This window comes from Nonomuraea sp. NPDC049269 (assembly GCF_043197155.1).
GTDB lineage: Bacteria > Actinomycetota > Actinomycetes > Streptosporangiales > Streptosporangiaceae > Nonomuraea.
In genome coordinates this window covers 87246-104137 of sequence record NZ_JBICSO010000017.1, presented here as the reverse complement: position 1 = coordinate 104137, position 16892 = coordinate 87246, and the positions used below count along the sequence as shown (strand labels likewise).

The following is a 16892-nucleotide window of genomic DNA, read 5'->3' as shown; positions in this document are numbered from 1 at the left end:
TGCGGTCCGGGCAGATCGTGCCGTCTGGGCAGGAGGCAGGCGGCGAGGGTGTCGACGTCCTGCTCATTTTTCCGCCGCAGACCGAAGCCAGGTTCTTTCCCTATCTGAGCCTGCCCTACCTCAGCGGTCATCTACGGCGGCGAGGGCGGCGCGTCCACCAGGCCGACCTGAACATCGCCCTGCTGCACGACCTGCTACGGCATCCGGAGTCGCTGGGCGACGTGCTGCGCGACCAGCCGGACACCGGCGCGGGCGCCTGGTACCGACGGGCGATGGCCGACGTCGTCGCCGGACACATCGACGAGCTCCGGGCCCACGTCCTGCGGAAGGAACCGCCAGGCGAACTGGGCCCGGCCCGTGCGGTCCGCCTAGCCCACCACGCGATCGAGCTGCTCGTGCGTGACACCTTCCTCGTCCGGACATGGCGGGATCTGACCCAGCTCGACAGTGCGGCGCAGCAGGCCGCTCTGTCGCCGCCCGCCGCGTCGGGGCTGCCGATCGAGCGGCTGTACGGCATGGTCGAGGCGCTGCTGGCCCGGCATCGTCCGCGCGTGGTCGGCCTGTCCGTGGCGTTCTTCAGCCAGCTCGCGCCCGCGCTGCTCATCGCCGCCTGGGTCAGGCGGCTGCGGCCGGACGCCAAGATCTGCCTCGGTGGTCAGCAGGTGATGATCCGGCACGAGGAGCTCGCGCGGCTGCCCGGCGTCCGGGCCTCGGTGGACGCGCTGTGCTGGACCGCCGGCGAGCAGCCGCTCGAACGCTGGCTGGACGCGCTGGACGGCAGTGCCCCGGAGGACGCGGTCCCCGGGATGATCTGGCTGCCCCACGCCGCGCCCCAACGGTCCGAGCAGCCGGTCACGCTGCGCTTCCACGACCTCGGGCCGCCCGACTTCGCCGGGCTGCCGGTCCGGTCCTACCTCAACGAGACCATGGAGGTCGCGATCATCTCGTGCGTCGGCTGCTACTGGGGTCGGTGCGCGTTCTGCTCGTACGGCAACCGATCTCTCGCGCCGGGCGCCTACCAGCAGGGGACGGTGCGCCAGATCGCCGACGCCGTACAGGCGGTGGTCCGCGACACGGGCGCGGAGTTCGTGTCGATCTCCGATGAGAACACCAACCTGCGGCTGATCGTGAAGGCGATGCGCGAGGTGCGCGACCGCGGCGTCAAGGTGGGGTTCGGCGTACGCAGCAGGCTGGACGCGACGCTGGCCGATCCGGCGTTCTGCCGGAGCCTCGCCGAGGTCGGTTGCGAGCTGATGTCGGTGGGCTACGAGGGGACCTCCCAGCGGCTGCTCGACCTGATGGACAGGGGGGTGCGGGCGGCCGACTACCAGCGGATCGTCGAGAACGTCGCGTCGGCGGGCATCGTCCTGCGGTTCTCCGTGATGGGCTACGTCTTCGACGAGACGGAGGCCGAGTTCGAGGAGTCCTTGCGGTTCCTCGCGGCGAACCAGGAGCGGATCGGCATCGACGCGCTGGAACTGATGGTGTCCGAGCCCGGCAGCAGGCTCGCGCGAGACCCGGACGGCTTCGGCCTCTCTCTGGACACTTCTGGTGTGCTCGCCGGGAATCCCGAGCTCAGTTACCTTTCCGGACGGGTCGGCCATCCGCTGACGGTGCGCGACGGCCCGACCCGGGCGGAGGCGCTCGACCGCCTGGTGCGGGTCTTTCACACGGTCCGGCCGGGCAAGGCGACCGCGATCCTGCCGCGACGTCCCGGCGCCGGATCGCGGGTGGCTGTCGACCGCTCGGGCGTCGCGGCCGTCAGACCGTATCCGTGGGTACGGACCGTACCGGCGGGCGTTGACGTGGCCAGGGTCCCGGACGCGAAGAGCCCAGGCACCGGGGATGGGGAGGGTCGGATCGTGGTTGCCGACCTGGTCTGGGAGCGGTTCTACGCGCTGCCTCGGCGTGACGTCGAGCAGCGAGCCGACGGCCTGCTCGGGGCACGCACCGCCCACGGCCGACGCCTGCTGGCCAGCCTGGTCGAGGCGACGGCGGCCACAGATCAGACGGGCGCGGAACAGGCACGCGCAGGCCCAGCAGGCGCCGACCAATCGGGCGCGGACCGGTCGGGCGCGGTGCGTTTGGAGACGCCCGCCGTCGCAGGTGGCGAAGCCGTCAGGAGGCCGATATGACGACCGACATCACGACAGGGGCCAGGCAGGCGGTCGCGGCGGGCAGGTCCGGCGAGGGCAGGCTGGGGTTCGGTCTCCTCATGGACATGCCGTGGGGCGGAGGGGCGCTGGGGCGGCGGGGCGTCGGGTTCGTGGAGACGGACGACGGCGGGAACATCACCCCACGGGTACGCGCCTTCGCCCAGCGCCACGGCGCCGACTTCGCGTACGCGGCCTTCGCCTACCAGCCACGCTCACGCGCGACCCCCCGGGTGGCCGACTACGTACGCGCCTACGACCGCTTCTTCGAGGCGCTGCCCCCAGGGCTCGACCGGGCCTTCCACCAGACCGAGTTCAACATGGGCACGCCCGAACGCTACGACCGGCGGCCCGCGGTCGAGTACACCAACGAGCTCGCGGCCCGCTACGGATTCCGCTGGGTGGTCGAGGACCTCGGCATCTGGAACCTCCGCGGCTGCCCGCTGCCGTACCCACTGCCGCCGCCGCTGACCGAACCGGGCCTGGAGATCGCCACGCGGAACGTCGCCGAGACGGCCGGCCTCCTGGAGCTGCCGCTGCACGTCGAATTCCCCGGCTTCACCGAGGGCGGGTCGTTCGTTCTGGGGCATCTCGATGCGTTCGCGTACTTCACCCGGCTCGCTGACGACGCCGACGTGCGGGTGACGCTCGACGTGGGTCACCTGCTCAGCTACCAGTGGCTGCGCGGGCGTACCGGCCGCCACATGGTCGACGACATCGAGGCGCTGCCGCTCGAGCGCTGCCGCGAGCTGCACCTGTCCGGCTGTCAGATCGTGAAGGGCAAGTTCCGCGACCTGCACCACGGCGTCCTGCTGGACGAGCAGCTCGAACTCACCGAGTACCTGCTGCCGCGCTGCCCGAACCTGCTAGGCGTGACCTACGAGGACCCGATGTTCCGCGACGACGGCCACCTCGTCGAGAAGTCGCGGCGAAACTACGGCCGGCTGAAAACGCTGGTCGCCGCATGGCGGGACGGCACAGCATCGCAGGACGCGGCGCCACGACAGGACGCAGCACTGCGGCAGAATACGACAGCGCGGCAGGAAGCGACGCTGGGGCAGGAAGCGACGGCGCGGCAGGACGGGGTGGCGCGGTGAGCGCGCCGGGTGTGCGGTCTCTCGACGGTGAGCGGCTCACCGAGCTGATCATGCGGCTGCTGCTCGACAGCCGACTGCGGGAGCGTCTCGCCACCGAAGGCGCCGCAGCCGTGGCCGCGGACGCCGGTGAGCTGGAGTGCCTGGAGACGATCGACCTTGACGAGCTCGACGCCGCCGCGCGCCGGTTCCGCTCGAACATCTGGCGGCTCGGCACCGGGGGCAGCCTCGCGGCCACGTTCCCGCGCAGCGTGTCGCTGTTCGCGGCGACCGGCGTCGGCGTCGGCGTCGGCACCGGCACCGGCACCGGCACCGGCACCGGCGAGGCAGAGTTGCTCGACGGCTTCCTCGGGTCGCCGAGTTTCGCCAGGTTCCGGCTGATTCCGTACTCGGGGTCCGGGGTGTCGGTGGAGGAGGCGTTCGCGTCGTACCTGCTCGGCCTGGCCGGGACGCGGCCGGACGCCGCGATCCTGCGGGAGACCGTGGACCACGAGTTGATGATCGCCCTGTTCACGGCGCTGGCCTGCGAGCAGCCGCTGTCGTTCGTCATCGAGAGCGAGGGGATCGTCGAGACGGACCGCGGTCATGCAGCCCTCCGCCGATACGCGCCGGCCGCCCTCGCTTCCTGGGGCGAGGCCGCGGCCGGAGACGGAGCCGTACCGTACGCGTACTTCGCCACGCCCGCCGGGGTCACCCGCGGCGTGGTCTCCGAGCGCGTGGCCGCGGCGTTCGCGGCCACCCCGACGGCCGAGAGCGACGCGGCGCGGCGCGCGCTGTCCCGGCGTGGCCTGTGGTGACCCGGTACGACCTGGAGATGAGGGGCAAGACCCATGCACATCGTGTTGGTGGACATGCCGTGGTCGTCGATCGACGCACCGTCGCTCTCGCTCGGCGTGCTCAAGCGCCGGGTCCTCGACGTGTTCCCCGATGACGAGGTCGATGTCATACACGCCAACCTCGACTACATCGACTGGGTGCACGCCCACGTCGGTTTCACGTTCGAGGAGTACGACACCTTCGTGAGCTCCTACTTCTCCGGCCACAGCGAGTGGATCTTCTCGGCGGCGCTGAACGAGCGGCCCCGGTGGAAGGTGGCGGAGTACGCCGAGTTCCTCGGCGGCAGCGTGCCGGAGCGGATGCTCGCCAAGGCGACGGAACTCCACGAGCTCGCGCCGCTGTTCATCGAGGAGACCGCCGCCCGGATCGCGGCCATGGAGCCGGACGTGGTCGGGTTCACCGCCACCTTCGCCCAGAACGCCGCGGCCCTCGCGGCGGCGCGCGAGGTCAAGAAGCGGGCGCCGGAGGCCGTCACGGTGTTCGGCGGCCCGAACTGTGAAGGACCGCAGGGCGCGGCGATGCACCGGAACTTCCCGTACGTCGACTTCATCGTGCGCGGCGAGGGCGAGCTGGTCTTCCCGCAGCTGCTCACCGCGATCCGCGCCGGGGCCGGCACCCGGGCCAGCGCCGGAGCCGGAGCCGGAGCCGGAGCCGGAGCCGGAGCCGGAGCCGGAGCCGCGGGCGATGTCAGCGGGATCGCCGGTCTGTGCTGGCGCGGGCCGCACGGCGAGTCCGTCACGAACCGGGTGGAAGCCCGGCCGCTGCCGCCGGAGGCGCTGGTCCCGCCCGACTTCGGTGACTATTTCGACCAGCACGCGAGGTCCGTCGCGGGCACCTGGGTGGAACCGCGGCTCACCGTGGAGGGGTCGCGCGGCTGCTGGTGGGGCGAGAAGCACCACTGTACGTTCTGCGGGCTGAACGGCTCGCTCATGCAGTTCCGCAGCAAGGACCCCGGCCGGTTCGTCGACGAGATCCTCACCCTCGTCGAACGGCATCGGGTCCTCGACGTCTGGGTGACCGACAACATCCTCGACATGACGTACCTGTCCTCGATGGCCCCGCGCCTCCAGGAATCCGGCTACGACCTGCGGATCGGCTACGAGATCAAGTCGAACCTGCGGCGGGACCAGCTGGAGACCCTGCGCGCGGCCGGGATCGACTACGTGCAGCCCGGGGTGGAGAACCTCAGCAGCCGGGTGCTCACCTTGATGGACAAGGGCGTGAGCGGCTGCCTGAACGTCCGGCTGCTGCGCGACTCGGAGACCGTCGGCATCAACCTGAACTGGAACTACCTCTACGGCTTCCCGGGCGAGTCCGAGGCCGACTACGACAGCGTGATCGACCAGGTGCCCGCCCTGCATCACCTCATGCCGCCGTCGAACGCCACCCGGATCAAGGTCGAGCGCTTCAGCCCGTACTTCGACCGGCCCGAGCTGGGTTTCGGTGAGCTCCGTCCGGCCGCGCAGTACCGGCACATCTACGACCTGCCCGAAGCCGAGCTCGCCGACCTCGTCTACGTCTTCGACTCGCCGCGCCGCGGCATCGACGCGGGCTGCCTCGACCGCCTGCGCGCGGCCGTCGCCGACTGGAAGGACGCCTACTCGCGGAGCCGCCTGACCCACTGCGACCTGGGCGACCACATCGTCCTCGTCGACACCCGGCCCGGTTTCTCCTGGCACCTGCTCGACCTCACCGAACCGCTGGAGGTGATGGTGTTCCGTCTGCTCGACACGCCGCACAGCCCGGCGGGGCTCACGCGCAAGGCCGCGGCCCGGCACGACGGCGTGACCGAGGACCTGATCGACGCGCTGCTCGCCCGCTGGCGCGCGCTCGGCCTGATCTTCTGCGACGCGGGGCAGGCGGTCCACGTCGCGCCGGCCGTCGCCAACCAGGACCTGATGCGTCTCGACGGCGAGAACCTCAGCCGGGGCGAGCCGCTCGTACCGGCACTCGCGGCGATGACGGTCCCGGCGGCGGCGGTTCCGGTCGGGACGCCCCGATGAGCGCGCCGCCGGCGTGCGTCACGCTGAGGCTGTGGAAGGACCGCGACCCGGCGGCCATGCGGGTTCCGGGCATGTACACGGGCCGCGTGGAGGTCACCGATGACCCCGTCGCGACCGTGTCGCGGGTGGCGGAAGACGGCGTCCAGCTCGCCCAACTGGACGACACGGTCGATCTGGACGACGCGGACGGTGCCGCGGCGGTGGCCGCTCTCACCGTCATCCGCGAGCTGACCAGCCACGGCATCGCGGTCGACTGGACCATCCACATGCCGGCCGGGACAGCGGGCTGGCGGCCGCTCAGCCACCTCCACCCGCCTGCGGCCGTGTACGCGGGCTCCGACGGGGACGACGTCGTGGGCTCGGCCGGGGACGGCATCGCGGCCGCGTGGCGGGACTCCTTCCACATCGCGAAATGCGGCTACCGGCTCGGTCCCGGCTTCATCGAGATCCGCGACCGCCGGACGGGCTCGTTCAAACGCCTGGTCATTCGCAATCCGCACCGCGAGGAGGCGATCGCGCCGCTGCTGCGCGGCGTGCGGGTGACGGCCCTCTCGCCGGCGGTGACGGAGCGCTACCTGCGGGCTGACCTGCTGCATCGGGTGGGCGGGTTCGTGTGGTGGACGCCGTATCGGATAAGGCGCTGGCCCCTCAGCTCGACGATTCCTTGACGGTTTCCGCGCCGTCTCCGTATCGGGCGCTGTCCCGCTCGAACATGTCCAGCCACCGTTCGGTGATCTCGCCCGACTGGCGTTTGATACCGGGTTCCGGCAGGGAATCGGGCGGGTCCACGCCCAGGTATCGCAGGCAGCCGAGGACGGTTTTCGGATAGTCGGCCAGCATGTCCTCGTAGAAGACGACGTGCGGGACGAGGTCGCGGCGGTCGAAATACTGCTGCCATACCCTCGTCTCGCCGTCGAGGTGTTGCAGGTGGCGGCGGATCTCGGCGTAGTCGTACTGGGGCTCGGAAAGTGCTCGGCTGGTGGACAAGTAGATTCCGTCCACGATCCAGACTCCGGTCTGCCTGGCCAGGACGTACGAGATGGCCTGCCGGAGCCGGTCCCTGCGCCGCAGCCAGATGTAGTGGGGCGACATGAGGAGTTCGTCCAGGTCGACTTCGAGTCCCTGTAGGTGCTCGCCGTGAACCTTGATGCCGAAAACTCCGTTCGGGCTGGTCCGGCAGGTCATTAATTTAGCGATATAGCCTTTTACCAAGTCGGCCGGATCGGCGGTGTCGAATCCCCAGCGCTCGAAGTAGTCGAGGACGTGGGTGTCGGTGAGATATCCGTCGGCGAAACCGGCCCGCCCGGTGTGCCAGAGCGCGCGGACGAGCATATTGCTGCCGGAACGCGGTGCCGCGGCCAGGACGTAGCGAATCGGCGGCAGCCCGGCGAACGGCGGAAAGTCGAATTCCCGGCTGTTGGTCCGGAAGAAAGGCGCCACCATCCATACCTACCACCGCGCCATGCGATCACACAGAACACGTCAAGCGTCATCGCCTGGTGCGGCGTCGTGGCGGGCGCTGTCGTCGCGGGCGCTGTCGTCGCGGGCAGCACCGTCGCGGGCAGCACCGTCGCGGGCAGCGAAGGCCAGTGCGACGGCGCGGGCCAGCTTGCGGCAGTCGCGTTCGACGTCGCGGTCGATCCCGAGCGCTCGTAAGTGGTGCATGTGCATGAAGGACTCCATCACCGCCGATTCGCTCAGGTGCGGGGCGTCGGCGGCGAGCCGTTCCATATAGGCGGCCAGGACTCGCCGCCGGTCCTGCCATGCGGCGACGATCCGCGAGCCGCCCTGGATGGCCCGTAACGCGGGCCGGTCCTCGCTCAGGTCCGCCAAGCCGACCGCCTGGCGGACGACCGCGCGGTCACTCGCGGGAGCGGGCCCCCTCGGGGGATGGTCGATCTGCCAGCGCACCCCCGCTGCCTGGTCTTTCGCCATGGCAGCCGTGAGATCGACCAGGCTCGCGGCGGTGAGCGCGTGCGGGTGTACCTGGCGAGCCGTGGCAAGGGCCGCGAGCTGGGCGACCACGGCGGCGGAGTCGGCCGCGAAGGCGGCCTCCGCGGCGGCCAGCACCTCTCCCGATCCGTACCGTGCGGTCTCCGGGTGGTACGTGTCCAGGACCAGGTCTCCAACGAGGCCCCGGCCGCGAAGATCGGCGGCCCACGCCCCGACCCGGGCGGCGGCCGGGCCGTACTCGTGGCCGCCGGCGAGGTGCAGGCGCAGCCGCAGGTGCGGGCGAGGGTCGCGGTAGCGCACGAACCACCACATCGGCGGCTCGTCCCAGGTCTCCAGCAGGTCGCACAGGTGCTTGGTGAGAATCGTGTCGACCATTCCGGGGTGCCCGTACAGCTTGGCGAACAGAACGCCCGCCCCCGGCAGGACCCCGTCCTCACGCCCGACCAGCGACAGCGGCCCCGGCCGGGTCACGACGGCGGGTGCGCGGGCGGACGGCGTGGTGGCGGCCAGCGAGATGACGATCTCGTGCGCGCGACGGCCGAACCAGCCGTGCTCAGCGGGACCCGCCGCCTCCGACACGACGGCGGCCTGGCCGGCGCCGTCCAGGTGGGCGCGCAGCAGCGCCAGGCTCATGGGCTCGTCCAGATCCAGCCGCAGACGGCGATCCTCCGTACCCACGGACACGGTGCTGGGCAGCCGCAGACGGGCACGCAGGTCTGTCATGGCCCGCACCCAATCCGGCCACGCGGTGCCCGGCCCGGGCAGGGCGTCGGCGGAGATGCGCCACCGCGCGGGAGCGAGCACGCTGCGGCCGTAGCGGACCCGCGGCAGGAACGGCAGACCCGCCGCCGCCCCCCAGGAGAACGGCGACACCACGGCGCCCCGAGCACGCGGGATCTCGAACAGCAGGCGCGCGATCGGCGGCATGGCCCGCCGGGCGACCGCGCTGGTCAGCACCGGCTCCACCACCTGCCGCCGGGACCGGGACAGCAGGTACATCCGATCGTTGTCCGCGGTGACCGCCAGATCCCGCCAGGGGATCCGGCCTGGCGAGCCGGCGCGGTGCTCGGCCAGAGTGATCAGCTCCGGCAGCAGGAGCGGGGTGCGGGCGACCTCCTGGGTACGCGCGTTCCTGGCCGGGAACGACAACTGCACCGGCACGGCCCCGTCCACCGAAACCGGCAGCCGATCGTACAGACCGGCCATCCGCCGCCGGTCACCGTCCGGCAGCAGGTCGACGAACCGGCCGCTCAGGCAGGCCGCCGTGCCGTCGACGGCGAGCACCGTCATGGTGAAGGCGTCGGCGGCCAGCGCGCCGGCGGTGGGTGCGCACACCTCGGCCACCAGTTCCATGTACGGGAGCGGTCGCGCGCGGTCCCTACCGGCTGCGGCCTGGCGCTCGATCGCCGCGCGGTCCCTACCGGCTGCGGCCAGGCGGTCAATCGCCGCGCGATCCCTACCATCCACGGCTAGGTCCTCGATCGCGGCGTCGTTCGTACCGTCTGCGGCCAGGTCCTCGATCGCGGCGTCGTCCAGCACGATCTCCCGCGCGCCGTCCAGGGCCGCTTGCTGCGCGAGCGCCAGCAGCCGACGGTCCCTGCGGGACAAGGGCTCGGCCGGTTGCCGTGGCTCCCTGTAGTGCGCGGGGAACCCGAGCCCCGCCGTGTCGTCGACGAGCTGCTCGATCGGGACGACTGCGCCGACTCCGTACCGTTCCAGGAATCTGACGTGGTACTCCCGCCAGGCCAGGTGCCCTGCCGGGTGCGGTGTCAGCCTCAGGAGCGCCCCGGCGGCGGCCTCTGCCTCGGCCGCGACCTCCGGCGGCAGTACCACGGTGCCGTCCAGCCGCAGGTCCACCTTGAGCGGCTGTACGACCTCGACCGGCAGCGCGGCCCGCATCCGATCGGCGACCGTTCGCCTGGCCCGCACGGCGGCCTCGCCGGTCGCGTGGTCGGCGACTCGCAGTTCCTCGTGGATCGCGTACAGCTCCTGGACCAGCGGGGTGGCCTCGCCGAGCGGGTCCGCCGCCACGTCTCGCAGCCGGTCCAGTACGTACGCGAGCCCGTCGACGCTGGTCGAGGGGGGACGTAGGCTGGTGATCAACACCCCGCACGTGACCAGCTCCGCGACCATCGCCTCGATCGCCGGGACCCTGGCACCGGGGAACGTGGCCGCCAGCGCGTCGATCAGCTCGCCGATCTGAACGGGCGCCCGGGCCAGGTCCATGACCGTCCGGACAGCCGGGCCGTGCCGCACCGACACCTCCGACAGCTCGCTGCGGGCTGGGTCACCGGCGTGCGGCTGCCAGGGCACCACCAGCCGCTCCCCGCGTACGAACGCGAGATCGTTCACCACGACGGGGAGGCGACGCCGCAGCTCCGGGGCCGACTCCAGCCGACCGATCACCGCGGCCAGCCACACGCCGTCCGCCGTCGTCCTCGTGCGCGGTGCTCCGGTCAGGCCCACCGACGCCGCGCCCTTTTGCGGAATATCGCTCGCCAACGCCACGCCAGGGTGCGGGACCGCGATCTGGCCCGTCGGCGCCGCGCCAATGCGCGGGACATCGCTCGCCGACGTCTCGCCAGGGTGTGGTGCGTCGGTCCAGCCCGCCGACGCCGCGCCAGTGCGTGGGACATCGCTCGCCGACGTCTCGCCAGGGGGAGGGACGGTGGTCCAGCCCGTCGGTGTTGTGTCGAAACGGAGTGGGGCCACGCCGGCGAATGTTCCGAAAGGTGTGGCCCGGCCGCGCATCCGCACCAGATAGCGGGCCAGTGACAGTGCCATGCGCCGGAGGCGGGCGGGGCGGGGGCGGCGGCCCGCGCACACCGCCTCGACCTGGGCCGCCAGGACCGGACTGGCCATGGATACGGCCGCCGCCACGGAATCTCGCGCCCATACCTGGACGAGCCACTCGCGCCACCGTTCGGCGCCGGTCTCGGCGGCCGGTTCTGCTCCGGTCTCGCCGTTCGGTTCGGCGCCCACCTCGCTGTCGGGTTCGGTGCCGGTCTCGCCGTCCGGTTCGGGCCATGGTGGGAGATCTGGTTCGTCCGGGTGCGCGGTGGCGCGGATCAGTGCCGCGTCAAGGTGGCGGTACGGCCGTGAACGCTGCGCATTCACCCTGATGCCTCCCACGTCCAGCAGCCGACGGCGGCGTCCGGGACGGCGGCTCGGCGGGGCCGCCACCCCGAGTGTCGCACGTGCCCCGTTTTGTCCCGCAAGACGATCGCTGCCCACCCGAGAGCCGGACGATGCGCCGACGGGCTACGCGGCTAGGTCGTCTTCGTCATGCTCTGCGCGGTGCTGCGGCGGGCGAGGTCAGAGGCCCTGGGAAACCCGCTCGGCGGAAAGGGCCTCCCGTTGCCTACGTCGCTGCTCAGATTTCCTTGACGAAGATGATGGCGTCGATCTGGTCGGTGGTGGCCGGGTCGAGGGCGAAGTAGGTGTGGTCAGCCGGGACGCGGGGCGTCAGCTTCCGGTCGAGGGCCGCGGCGAGGCGGCGGGGATCGATGACGGCGCGGGCGTCGGGGAGGGTCGACAGGAGCCCTTCGAGGGTGTCGGGGTGGGGGACGTCGGAGCCGCGGGTGCCGAAGGTGGTGGCGGCGAAGGCGTACTGGTCGCCGAGGTGGGTGCCGATGATGGCGCCGGCGCTCCACCACTCCAGCGTCCGGCCCGCCAGGGGGCCCCAGCCCTCCGGCAGCAGCCAGCGGCTCTTGTCTTTCTGCAGGTGGCGGTTGTGGGCGAAGGCGAGGGTGGGGCCGCGACGGGCCTCGCAGTCGATGATGGCGTCGAGGTTGTCGGCCATCATCGCATCGCGCAGGCACATCAGCGTGCCGACGCGGGTGGCCGCGGTGTCGGCCAGGCCGGCGTGGTAGCGCAGGAGCCCGGCGGCGGTGCGGGCGTACAGGCCGGCGCGCCACCAGTCGCCGGGGGAGGTGGCGGCCGTCAGGTGGGGAGTGTGCGCGGTGAGCAGCGCGCGCAGGTCGTCGGCGATCAGGCGCAGTTCGGTTGCCTCGGGGGTGCGGCCGACGGACTGGGTGGGATCCATGGTGGCGGCCGGGTTGGTCCAGCGCTCGTCGGGGCCGAGCAGTTCGTCAAGGGTCTCGCGACTCCAGGCCAGGTCGAGGTGGGTGGCGAGGTAGTCGTGCAGTGCGGTCAACGCCACGCGGGGGCTGGCGGGGCCGGCCATCTCCAGGGGGCCGTCGAAGCCGTAGAAGTGGAGTCGCTCGTGCGGCGGACGCCGCTGGTTGTAGGCGCGCATCCAACGCAGGAGCTCGCGGTTGGCGGGTGAGGCGCCGAGGCGGTGGCTGAAGCCGAGGTTCGTCGCGTCGTCGAGGGTTCCGATGCCGTCGGTGACGTACGCGTCGGCGGCCAGGGCCAGCAGGCAGTCGCTCTCCATGGTGATCGAGCGGTAGCCCGCGTGTTCGACGAGGTGGCGGAAGAGCTCGTTGCGCAGTTCGAGGAAGGCTTCGACGCCGTGGGTGGGCTCGCCGAGGCCGAGCAGGCGGGTGGCTGGGGGCAGGAGTGAGGTCAGGACGTCACCGGTGAAGGGACGGGTGGCGTCCCGGATCGAGGTTGTCATGCCTTCAACGGTATCGTTGAACTTTATTTGTAAGCTTTTCTGATATTTCGGGCTGCTGACGAGGACGTACCTTCAAAATGCGACCCATAGATCTGGCGCGCGAGCACGGCCTGTCCACGCAGGCGGTGCGTAACTACGAGGAGGCGGGGATCCTGCCGCCGGCCGAGCGGTCGCCGCACGGCTACCGCGCCTACGCGCCGCGCCATGCGGTGGCGTTGCGGGCGTTCCTGGCGTTGATCCCCGCGCACGGGCACGCGACCGCGGGGGCGATCATGCGGGCCGTGAACGGCGGCGCGGTCGAGGAGGCGCTGCGGCTGATCGACGAGAGCCACGCGCAGCTGGCCGGCGACCGGCACACGCTGGAGGCCGTGGAACGGGCGCTACGCGACCTGGCGCCACCGCGTGAGCTGAAGTCGCCGCGCGACCTGGCGCCACAGCCTGAGCCAGCGCCACAGCGTGAGCCGGCGCCGGGTGTGACGTTCATCGGGCCGCTGGCGCGCAGGCTCGGCATCCGACCGGCGACGTTGCGCAAATGGGAGCGGGCCGGGCTGATCGTGCCCCGGCGCGACCCGCGCACCGGCTACCGGATCTACACCTCCGCCGACGAACGCGACGTGCTGCTGGCCCACCAGCTGCGGCGGGGCGGGCACGGGCTGGAGCAGATCGCGCGGGTGCTGGAGCGAGTACGGACGGCGGGCGGGCCGGAGCCGCTGCAGGCGACGATGCGGGAGTGGCGCGACCGGCTGACGGCGCGCGGCCTGGCGATGCTGGCGGGCGCGGCCGCGCTCGACACCTATCTGGGGACTCCGTAGCGCTCTGTCGGCGAGGTCACAGCTAACCCGACCAGGGTCGAAAATCTGTAGCGGCCAAGGTAGACATTCGCGGCTGTGGACGCTAATGTTTCTGACATCGCAAGGAACGAATCCACACGGGCATGAAAAACCAGCAACACGACGAACTGCCCGGATGAGCTGGATAGAAGTAGAAGGTGATGGCAGAAGGTCGGACGTGACGGGGCCAGCGCAGTGGTAAGGGGCCCTGACCGTGGACGCGCTGCCGTAGGTGAAGTGGAAAGAGCAAGTTCGCTTGAGAGAAGGGAGTGTTGAACGCCATCGGGATCGCCCGTTGCCGGCTGTTTTCCGCGCCGCTCGGGTACCGCAGTTCCACAGATCGGAAGGTGGTCTACGGTCAAGAATCCGCGATCCCCGCATCAGCGCCGTCATATACGGCTGATGCGGACGACAGAAGGTCGGCCACATGGCCGATAGATGGTGTTGAACCTCTTCGGGGCCCCGGCGCAAGACGCGCCGGGGCCCCCTGTGCGCATGTCGGAAGGTATTTATGGATCAAAGTCACCCAGCAGGCAACGACGCCACGCTCGCTCAGAGCAAGGCCGAGGACAGATTCGACGATGAGGACTACCCCGCCTACAGCATGGGCGCGGCTGCGGAGATGCTCGGCGTCACCGCCGCGTTCCTGCGCGCACTGGGCGTCGCCAAACTGATCGAGCCGCAACGCTCCAGCGGCGGACACCGTCGATACTCCCGCTACCAGCTCCGTCTGGCGGCCAGGGCCCGAGAGCTCGTCGACCAGGGCACGGCCCTGGACGCTGCCTGCCGCATTGTCATCTTGGAAGACCAACTCGCCGAAGCGCTGCGGATCAACAGCGCTCGCGAGCGTCCGGCCGAAGGCTGACGCCTTCAGCTTCGTCAGTCGTGTGGCCTGATCCCGCAAGCGCCGATCAGGCCCTCGCGAAATCGACAGGTTGTCTCAGCGCTCTGACGCGCCCTGGCCTGGTTCCTCGCCCAGGGGGCCGACATCCTCCCGGTCGGCGGCTTCGGCGCCCGCCACCCGGCGGAGTACCTCCGACCTGGGACTGACCGCCTACGAGATCGCGCGGGCGAGTGCGGTGCTCGCGCGCAGGGAGGCCGCGATGACATCCTCCGGCCCGGCCTCCGTGCCCCGCGCCGACAGGAGCGCGGCGCCGGCGGTGTCGAAGACCATGCGTGTGAAGAGCCGGTCCTCCATGCTCGCGCCTTCGTCGACGAGCAGGTCGATGACCCGGTCGAAGTCTGAACGGATATCCCCGCCGCCTTCCGCCAGCCGCCTCATGACCGGCTGGTTGGCCTGCGCGAAACGCATGACCTGAAGGCGTTCGGGAGTGGTGCCCCGCACCCAGCGCAGCGCCGCCTTCTCCAGTCGATCGGGGGTGGGCGGCTGCGCGGCGAGCCATTCGATGAAGTCGTCGAGTTCGTGCCGGCGCGCTTCCACGAGGCTCGCCACGATCTCCTCTTTGTTCTGGAAGTGGTAGTACAGCGAGGATTTCGTCATCCCGAGCGCGCTGGAGATGTCGCGGGTCGAGGTGCCCTCGTACCCCTTCTCCGTGAACAGCCGCAGCGCGACGCGGAGGATCTCCGCGCGGGTCTCGGTGCCCGTACGCCGGTCGCTTCCCGTGTTCGTCGACATGGATGGTCCCTTCGGTCGCCTCAGTCTACTTGCTCAACGAACGCCCGTTCAGTTACTGTCGAGACCGCTGAACGAACGCCCGTTAAGTGAGGATCCCAAGCCATGAAACGTATCGCCATCGTCGGCGCCGGCCCCGGCGGCCTGGTGTGCGCCCGCGTGCTGCAAGGGCACGGCATCGACGTCACCGTGTACGACGCCGACGCCTCAGTCGAAGCCCGTGACGCCGGCGGCACCCTGGACCTGCACGCCGACTCCGGACAGATCGCCCTGGAAGACGCCGGTCTGTTCGAGGAGTTCATGAAGCTCGCCCGGCTCGAAGGGCAGGCCAAGAGCCGGCTCGACCAGCACGGCACCGTGCTCGACGCGTTCGTCCCCGACCAGGACGACACCGCCGCCCCCGAGATCGACCGCGGGCAGCTCCGCGCCATGCTCGCCGAGCACGTACGGCCCGGCACCGTGCGATGGGGACACAAGCTGGTCACCGCGACCCCGCTCGGCGACGGCGGGCACCGCCTGGAGTTCGGCAACGGCGTCACCGCCGAGGTGGATCTGGTGATCGGCGCCGACGGTGCGTGGTCTCGGGTCCGGCCGCTCCTGAGCGACGCCACGCCTGACTACACCGGCGTCTCGTTCCTCGACGTCCGTTTTGAGGACGTGGAAAACCGTCATCCCCAGATCGCGGAACTCGTCGGGGACGGCCACCTGTTCGCCATGGACAGCGCCGGCCGGGGCATCATCGGCCAGCGCAACAGCAACGGCCAGATCCGCGCCTACCTGGCCATGCGTACCGACCTCGACTGGCACGGCAAGGCCGGCGTCGACCTGGATGACGCGGCCGCCGTACGACGGTTCCTGCTCAAGGAGTTCAGCGGCTGGGCCGAGGAGCTGCTGCCCTTCCTCACGGACGTCGACGGCGGCTACCTCAACCGCCCGATCTACGCCCTTCCCGCCCCGCTCACCTGGGCGCGCACGCCCGGCGCGACGCTGCTCGGCGACGCGGCCCACCTGATGGCGCCCCTCGGGGGGTACGGGGTCAACCTCGCCATGCTCGACGGAGCCGAGCTCGCCCACGCCATCGCCGAGGAAGCCACCCTCGACGAGGCACTCACCCGATACGAGGCCGTCATGCTGCCCCGCTCGGGACAGCACGCCGTCGCCGCCAACGGCGGACTCGACACGTTCTTCGCCTCGGACGACTTCCCCGACCACGAGGCGGAACACCAGACGTACCGGGAGGCCGCCGCCGACTACCGCCGCGGGCAGTCGCGTACCACGGACAGCACCATGACGGCCTGAGGCGGCGACATGGTGACGAAGGTGTTCGAGCTCGTCAGTGTCCTGCTTTCCGCCCTGGTCGTTGGGGTTTTCTGGGGACCGTGGCTGGCGTTGAGCAGATCCATGGCGCATTTCGAGGCGGCGGTGTTCCTGGCGATCGCCCATCGGATGAACCGGAACCTGGCCACTCCTATGACCGTTCTGATGCCCCTCGCGCTGACCTCGATCGTTCCGGTGCTGTTCCTGTCATACGGCAAGCAGGGCTTCTACCTGGCCTTGGTGGCGCTCGCCTTGCTCGTCGTCGCTCTGCTCGTGACCGTGGCGGTCGAGGTCCCCATCGTGAAGCAGATCGCGACCTGGACTGTCAGCACCCTGCCGGACGACTGGCAGCGACTCCGCGATCGCTGGGTGTCCTTCCATATCGTCCGGGTGGTCGCGGGCATCGCGGGACTCGCCTTCCTCGTGGCCGCAGCGATCTTCTAGCGGCGTGTCATGACAAGGTGTGCATACTCGGACACTTACAGTAAGAGTC

The 16892-nt window shown here is 70.7% G+C and carries 13 protein-coding genes; 9 read left to right on the top strand and 4 right to left on the bottom strand.

What is annotated here, in order from left to right; all coding sequences use genetic code 11:
• Positions 1–17 precede the first annotated feature (17 nt).
• From ACGFNP_RS59475 to ACGFNP_RS59455, 5 genes are read left to right on the top strand one after another with little or no spacing between them, the layout of a single operon-like run.
• Positions 18–2135, top strand: a complete 2118-nt coding sequence (locus ACGFNP_RS59475; RefSeq protein ID WP_393333815.1) for a B12-binding domain-containing radical SAM protein — start codon at positions 18–20, stop codon at positions 2133–2135.
• Positions 2132–3250, top strand: coding sequence for a DUF692 family multinuclear iron-containing protein (locus ACGFNP_RS59470; protein ID WP_393333813.1), 1119 nt, complete (start codon positions 2132–2134; stop codon positions 3248–3250). Before ACGFNP_RS59475 ends, ACGFNP_RS59470 begins: the two co-directional genes overlap by 4 nt.
• Entirely contained in the window at positions 3247–4044 is a 798-nt protein-coding gene (locus ACGFNP_RS59465; RefSeq protein ID WP_393333810.1) for a hypothetical protein, read from the top strand. Before ACGFNP_RS59470 ends, ACGFNP_RS59465 begins: the two co-directional genes overlap by 4 nt.
• A 33-nt stretch (positions 4045–4077) precedes the next feature.
• Entirely contained in the window at positions 4078–6087 is a 2010-nt protein-coding gene (locus ACGFNP_RS59460; RefSeq protein ID WP_393333806.1) for a RiPP maturation radical SAM C-methyltransferase, read from the top strand.
• Positions 6084–6755 carry a DUF5825 family protein gene (locus ACGFNP_RS59455; RefSeq protein ID WP_358335524.1) on the top strand — a complete coding sequence of 224 codons (672 nt, stop codon included), beginning with the start codon at positions 6084–6086 and terminating at the stop codon, positions 6753–6755. Before ACGFNP_RS59460 ends, ACGFNP_RS59455 begins: the two co-directional genes overlap by 4 nt.
• Here the strand turns inward: ACGFNP_RS59455 and ACGFNP_RS59450 are convergent.
• The 3 genes from ACGFNP_RS59450 to ACGFNP_RS59440 all read right to left on the bottom strand — a co-directional run bounded on the left by ACGFNP_RS59450 (position 6736) and on the right by ACGFNP_RS59440 (position 12619).
• Positions 6736–7530, bottom strand: a complete 795-nt coding sequence (locus ACGFNP_RS59450; protein WP_358335521.1) for a Stf0 family sulfotransferase — start codon at positions 7528–7530, stop codon at positions 6736–6738. The two genes, ACGFNP_RS59455 and ACGFNP_RS59450, sit on opposite strands and share 20 nt — an antisense overlap.
• A 39-nt stretch (positions 7531–7569) precedes the next feature.
• Positions 7570–11157 carry a lantibiotic dehydratase gene (locus ACGFNP_RS59445; protein WP_393333801.1) on the bottom strand — a complete coding sequence of 1196 codons (3588 nt, stop codon included), beginning with the start codon at positions 11155–11157 and terminating at the stop codon, positions 7570–7572.
• A gap of 256 nt (positions 11158–11413) precedes the next feature.
• Positions 11414–12619 (bottom strand): erythromycin esterase family protein, encoded by a 1206-nt coding sequence (locus tag ACGFNP_RS59440; protein WP_393333798.1) that lies wholly within the window; start codon positions 12617–12619, stop codon positions 11414–11416.
• 77 nt (positions 12620–12696) lie between these two features.
• Between ACGFNP_RS59440 and ACGFNP_RS59435 the strand changes: the two genes are divergently transcribed.
• On the top strand, positions 12697–13431 hold the full coding sequence (locus ACGFNP_RS59435; RefSeq protein WP_393333795.1) for a MerR family DNA-binding transcriptional regulator: 735 nt from the start codon (positions 12697–12699) through the stop codon (positions 13429–13431).
• A gap of 529 nt (positions 13432–13960) precedes the next feature.
• Positions 13961–14314: a helix-turn-helix domain-containing protein gene (locus tag ACGFNP_RS59430; RefSeq protein ID WP_358335510.1), complete on the top strand. Its 354-nt coding sequence runs from the start codon at positions 13961–13963 to the stop codon at positions 14312–14314.
• A gap of 189 nt (positions 14315–14503) precedes the next feature.
• Here the strand turns inward: ACGFNP_RS59430 and ACGFNP_RS59425 are convergent, their stop codons facing one another.
• Complete coding sequence (locus ACGFNP_RS59425) at positions 14504–15085, bottom strand: TetR/AcrR family transcriptional regulator (RefSeq protein ID WP_393333791.1); 582 nt, start codon at positions 15083–15085, stop codon at positions 14504–14506.
• 102 nt (positions 15086–15187) lie between these two features.
• On the opposite strand from ACGFNP_RS59425, the gene ACGFNP_RS59420 reads away from it, so the two are divergent.
• Complete coding sequence (locus ACGFNP_RS59420; protein ID WP_358335506.1) at positions 15188–16381, top strand: NAD(P)/FAD-dependent oxidoreductase; 1194 nt, start codon at positions 15188–15190, stop codon at positions 16379–16381.
• Positions 16382–16390: 9 nt separating this feature from the next.
• A complete protein-coding gene (locus ACGFNP_RS59415; RefSeq protein ID WP_393333787.1) occupies positions 16391–16843 on the top strand; it encodes an anthrone oxygenase family protein in 453 nt (150 codons plus the stop codon).
• Positions 16844–16892: the final 49 nt, after the last annotated feature.